Annotated in this window: 5 protein-coding genes; 2 read left to right on the top strand and 3 right to left on the bottom strand. The window is 58.3% G+C overall.

Going from position 1 to position 4,066, the window contains the following annotated elements:
* Positions 1 to 458 precede the first annotated feature (458 nt).
* Complete coding sequence (locus tag RG836_RS01915; RefSeq protein WP_310842760.1) at positions 459 to 1,520, top strand: AI-2E family transporter; 1,062 nt, start codon at positions 459 to 461, stop codon at positions 1,518 to 1,520.
* Here the strand turns inward: RG836_RS01915 and RG836_RS01910 are convergent.
* The 3 genes from RG836_RS01910 to RG836_RS01900 all read right to left on the bottom strand — a co-directional run bounded on the left by RG836_RS01910 (position 1,517) and on the right by RG836_RS01900 (position 2,582).
* Entirely contained in the window at positions 1,517 to 1,699 is a 183-nt protein-coding gene (locus tag RG836_RS01910; protein WP_310842759.1) for a hypothetical protein, read from the bottom strand. The two genes, RG836_RS01915 and RG836_RS01910, sit on opposite strands and share 4 nt — an antisense overlap.
* A 111-nt stretch (positions 1,700 to 1,810) precedes the next feature.
* The gene (locus RG836_RS01905) at positions 1,811 to 2,005 is read right to left on the bottom strand and encodes a hypothetical protein (protein ID WP_310842758.1); all 195 of its coding nucleotides are present in this window, start codon (positions 2,003 to 2,005) and stop codon (positions 1,811 to 1,813) included.
* Between the two features lie 220 nt (positions 2,006 to 2,225).
* Complete coding sequence (locus RG836_RS01900) at positions 2,226 to 2,582, bottom strand: hypothetical protein (RefSeq protein ID WP_310842757.1); 357 nt, start codon at positions 2,580 to 2,582, stop codon at positions 2,226 to 2,228.
* 243 nt (positions 2,583 to 2,825) lie between these two features.
* Here RG836_RS01900 and RG836_RS01895 point away from each other — a divergent pair, with 243 nt between their 5' ends.
* A complete protein-coding gene (locus RG836_RS01895; protein ID WP_310842755.1) occupies positions 2,826 to 3,644 on the top strand; it encodes a shikimate 5-dehydrogenase in 819 nt (272 codons plus the stop codon).
* The last annotated feature ends 422 nt before the right edge of the window (positions 3,645 to 4,066 follow it).

Genomic DNA, 4,066 nt, shown 5'->3' with positions numbered 1-4,066 from the left:
CAGCGCCCGAGGCGGCCTTATAGCCGACCTGGTCTTGGGTGTACGCGTTCCTCTGTGGGAGTGAGCCTGCTCGCGAAGGCGCCGAGCCTGTTGGCGAATTTCTCGAAAACACCGAAGAACCCTGTGGGAGCTGCGGTGCGACGATTCGACTTGCCAGCGATGACTTTTGCTCAGACGCTAGAGATTTTGCAGGTGTACATATCCATTTCTTGTGTCATAGCTGATATAGGTTCCGCTCTTACAGCGGGTCACTTTGAAAAGCCCAAAGTAACCAAAGGCTTTCATCCCCTCCATTCGGTGCCTCGCTAGGGCTCGGCATGGGCCGGCCCGCTCGCCCAAATCTCAGCCGAAGCGCAATCACGATCTATGCTTGATGACAACGGATGGCACTCCCGCGAACCGTGGCGGACTAAGCATCAGCAGCCATTGGCGGCTGTGCAGACTGACATGGATCGAACATGAACGACGCAATCTTGCAACGCAGATCACTGTTAGTGCTGTTGGTACTGGTGACTTTGGCTTTTATCTGGATTCTGCTGCCGTTTTACGGCGCGGTGTTCTGGGCGGTGATCCTGGGGATCGTCTTCGCGCCCTTGCAGCGGCGCCTGCAATTGAAATTCGGCTGGCAACGCAACCTGACCTCCCTGTGCACCCTGAGCGTGTGCCTGCTGATCGCGATCCTGCCGGTGATCATCATCGGCGTGTTGCTGGTTCAGGAAGGGATGGTCGTCTACAAGAACATCGAAAGCGGCCAGCTCGACATCGCCGCTTATATCGCCCAGTTCAAACACAGCCTGCCACCGTATTTCCAGCATCTGCTGGACCGCTTCGGCATGGGCGAACTGAATGGGCTGCGGGAGAAGATCGTCAAGAGCGCCATGCAGGGCAGCGATATCCTCGCCACCCAGGCGTTCAGCTTCGGCCAGGGTACGTTTGAGTTCTTGGTGAGTTTTTTCATCATGCTGTACTTGCTGTTCTTCTTTCTGCGCGACGGTGCCGAACTGGCGCGCAAAATGCGCACGGCCGTGCCGCTGGCCGAGCAGCAAAAGCGCCGTTTGCAGTTGAAGTTCAACCGTGTGGTGCGTGCGACCGTGAAGGGCAATCTGTTGGTAGCAATCACGCAAGGGGCGCTGGGCGGGGCGATTTTCTGGTTCCTGGACATTCCCAGCGCATTGCTCTGGGCGGTGCTGATGGCATTTCTATCGTTGCTGCCGGCAGTGGGAGCGGGGATTGTCTGGGCGCCAGTGGCGGCTTACTTCCTGCTGACCGGGGCGATCTGGCAGGGCGTGGTGCTCGGGTTGTTCGGCATCTTTGTGATTGGCCTGGTGGACAACGTACTGCGGCCGATCCTGGTAGGCAAGGACACCAAAATGCCGGATTACCTGATACTGATTTCGACCCTGGGCGGCCTGGCAATTTTCGGGCTCAACGGCTTCGTGATCGGGCCGCTGATTGCTGCACTGTTTATGTCGAGCTGGGCGATCTTCATCGAGACCAAGCCGCGCGTACAGTTGCCTTAAGCGGTGAGCAGCATGTTACCCATGCGTTGCGACAAGTCGCGGGCGGCGGGCAGGGAGGTCAACGGACCGCTGACGCGAACACCGTCTTGCACCAGGTACCAGCAGGCGAGCAATCCCGAGGCTCTGAGCGAGGCGGGAACGGCACTGCCGACAACGGACATGATCTGAACTTTAGACATAAGGACCTCCATCAAGCGATGGGGCTACCTTACGGGGCGGCCGGATTTATCGACAATCAACGTTTTCGATAGTCGTCATTGACGCGGCAGAGGTTGTGCACTGACCAATAGTCAATCGACTACTTGGTCGAGCATGTGCATGACTTCTTGCTCGTTGAGCATGCCTTTGCGCACCAAGTTTTCCGCCAGCAGCGAGAGGAACTTGGCGCTGCGATGGCCTTCCAGGTGCTTGAGCTCGGTCAGGGCGCTGTACACCTTGCTGGAGGTGCACAAACCAACGATGCGGTGCGGGTTCTGTGTGGGCATGGGGCGTCCTTGTTTTTTTTGGGGACAGATTATGATGGACCGCTCAAGCTTGCTGCGTCTTCATGAAGGAAATGTGACAGCGCTCGCCTTCAGAGTGAAGCAGTCACAGCCAATCATGCCAAGTTAAGGCGGCGATACTGTTCTCACAGCGACCTCGGCATTTGTATTTGGAACCCACAAAAAAGCCCCGCCTTGTTCAGGCGGGGCTTGCTTGACCCGTTTACCAGCGTGGGCCGCCGTAATAACCGTGAGGGTGACCGTAATACCCACGGGGTGGACCGTAATAAACCGGGGCTGGCTGGTAATAGACCGGTTGCTGGACGTAAACCGGCGCCGGTTGGTAGTAAACCGGTGGCGGTGGCTGCTGCACGTACACCGGTTGGGGTTGAACGTAAACCGGTTGCTGGACATACACAGGCCGATCGCGATTGATCAAGGCCGAGCCGACGATGGCCGAGCCGACGATCGCGCCGAACACCGCTGGGCCTTGCCAACCGCCGCCACCACGGGCTTCTGCCTGCCCTGCGACAGCAAGAGCGCCGATCAGCACAGCAATTGTGGGGATTTTACGGATCATGATAATTCCTCGGTTCTTCGCCCGGCGCTTGTGTCTGCAATAGACCCAAGGATTGTCGCGGGGATACAGCTAAGACAGCGTTAATTGAAAATTCTGCACAGGGTTTAGGTAAATTTTGTGTAAGGTCTGTACCGGTTTGCTTACCGTCACGAGCCGCCCGCGGCAGGCTCTTTGTATGATCGAACAGAACCGGCCAGGTTGGCTAATCCCGCCTATCCGAAAGTGTAAATGGAAGGATCTCCCATGCAGATGAACCCGAACAAAGACACCCAATTGTGCATGTCGCTCTCTGGGCGCCCCGGGAATTTCGGCTTGCGGTTTCACAACCATCTCTATGAACAGCTGGGGTTGAATTTCTACTACAAGGCCTTCAGCAGCCAGGACTTGCCGGGTGCTGTCGGCGGGATTCGAGCGCTCGGCATCCGGGGTTGCGGTGTTTCCATGCCGTTCAAGGAGGCGTGCATTGCGTTAGTCGATGAACTGGATGCGTCGGCGGCAGCGATCCAGTCGATCAATACCATCGTCAACACGGACGGCCACCTGAAGGCCTACAACACCGACTACATCGCCATTGCGCAACTGCTACAGACGCACCAGGTGCCTCAGTCGTCGACGTTTGCCCTGCGTGGCAGTGGCGGCATGGCCAAGGCGGTGGCCAGCGCCCTGCGTGACGGCGGCTATAAAAATGGCCTGATCGTGGCACGCAATGAGCGGGCAGGGCGTGCTCTGGCGGATTCGCTGGATTATGGATGGCAGGCGGACCTAGGCGAACAGCGCCCGCAGATGCTGATCAACGTCACACCGATCGGGATGACCGGCGGGCCGGAAGCCGATCAACTGGCGTTCGAGCCTGAGGCCATCGCGGCGGCGGAGACGGTATTCGATGTGGTGGCGATTCCCTCGGAAACCCCGCTGATCGTCCGAGGCCGCGAAAAAGGCAAGCGGGTGATCACCGGCCTGGAAGTCATCGCCATTCAAGCGCTGGAGCAGTTTGTGCTGTACACCGGCGTTCGGCCGAGCGATGAACAGTTCCAGAAAGCCGTGGCGTTTGCCCGGAGTTAAGCGCCGCCAGTGCCGGCCCCTTCGTCGCAACGCCGCCCGGAGCCGGCTCGCTCCCACAATGACTGGCTTCGGACACCACTCGAAACCCGTGGGAGCGAGCCTGCTCGCGAAAGCGTCCGTCCAGGTTGAACATCACCGGCTGACCCACCGCCATCGCGGGCAAGCCCGCTTGTGTCTGAGTTATGGAATAAACTCTGGGGTGAGAGGGGTGGATGGCAAGCTGCGAGTCCGCGGTGCTTGAAGCACGAGTGGGAGCAAAGCTGCCATCCACCTTTCTACTCTGGCCCATAAGCCCGAACAGTTGAACGAGCGCCACTCGAATCACAAGCGTGGGCAAAGCCAGAGCACTCTCACTTCTGAGTGTAAGAGGGTTTTGCCATGATTTCCTGGATCGGCATCGATATCTCCAAATCCAATCTCGT

It is taken from the genome of Pseudomonas rhizozeae (assembly GCF_031583775.1).
GTDB lineage: Bacteria > Pseudomonadota > Gammaproteobacteria > Pseudomonadales > Pseudomonadaceae > Aquipseudomonas.
The sequence above is the reverse complement of the archived record's forward strand: the minus strand, read 5'-3'. Positions and strand labels throughout refer to the sequence as shown.